The following is a 1,144-nucleotide window of genomic DNA, read 5'->3' as shown; positions in this document are numbered from 1 at the left end:
TCGGATATTGCTCAAGCATGCAGTCATCCAATCGGATGGTCTGAGGTGCTTCAAGCTCCGTCTCATCTAGAAGTGAGCTTGTGGAGATGAGTGCAGCCGCGCAGCTATCGGCGAGCATGAAGCTCAAGCGCTCTCTCGGATAGCTTGGATCCATGGGTAAGTAAGCGGCTCCAGCTTTAAGCACGGCCAGCATGGAGACAATCATCCCCACTGAGCGATCAAGCAAGATCGCCACCACGTCCTCGGTGTGCACGCCTTGCGCCAGCAGATGACGGGCCAGCTGATTGGCGCGCGCATCTAGCTCGCGATAGCTGAGTTGCTCATCCCCACAGACCAGCGCGACGGCCTCTGGGGTTCGGGTTACCTGATGGTCAAAGAGCTCGGGGAGCGTCGTGTGCGCAGTGCTCGGTGCATCAAGTGGGAGTTCAAGTGCCTGAGTTCGATTAAATAGCTCGAGCACCTGTTGGCGTTCGGTTCGATTGATTAGCGAGAGCGTATCGATAGGCGTCGCGGTCTGTCCAAGTGCCTCTACCTGATCGAGGGTGCGCACGAACCACGTCGCCCACTGCGCCACCCGGCTATCGTTAAAGAGGCTCGCGTCATACTCGAATACGCCGCGAATCGCGCCATCCGGTTCAGGTGCAATCGAGAGCGTCAGATCAAACTTAGTCTGAGCTAAGGCAACGGGCATGGGTTCTATTGTTAGGTGCCCAAGCGATAGAGAGGCTGTCTCCTGAGTCTGCCAAGCCAACATCGCTTGGAATACTGGTGTGTGCGAGAGTGAGCGGGCGACCCCCAAGTCCTCGACTAGTCTCTCAAAGGGTAGGTCCTGATGGGTGAGGGCCTGGTTCACACTGCCCTTGACGCGCTCCATGAGGGTGTTCAGATCGGGATGGCCCGAGGAATCGACTCTGAGCGCGAGGGTGTTGATAAAGAATCCAATGAGCCCATCGGCCTCAGGTGTCGTGCGTCCGGCGACGGGCGAGCCAATGACCACATCGCTCTGATTGGCTAGACGTCCAAGTAGAGTGCCGTAGAGAGCGATGAGCACAGTAAAGAGCGTTGTCTGATGCCGATTGGCCAGAACTAGCAGCTGAGCAGTGGTCTGTGCACTGATCTCAATGGGCAGGTAGCGCGCAGCGCG

General features: G+C 57.6%; 1 protein-coding gene. It reads right to left on the bottom strand.

Features of this window, described 5'->3' with window-relative positions; genetic code table 11:
• Positions 1-1,144: condensation domain-containing protein (locus KZZ10_RS14400; RefSeq protein ID WP_259662238.1), on the bottom strand; the 1,144-nt coding region annotated here is incomplete at both ends.

The sequence above is a fragment of the Zwartia hollandica genome (genome assembly GCF_019923725.1).
In the GTDB taxonomy this organism is placed as follows: domain Bacteria; phylum Pseudomonadota; class Gammaproteobacteria; order Burkholderiales; family Burkholderiaceae_B; genus Zwartia; species Zwartia hollandica.
The sequence above is the reverse complement of the archived record's forward strand: the minus strand, read 5'-3'. Positions and strand labels throughout refer to the sequence as shown.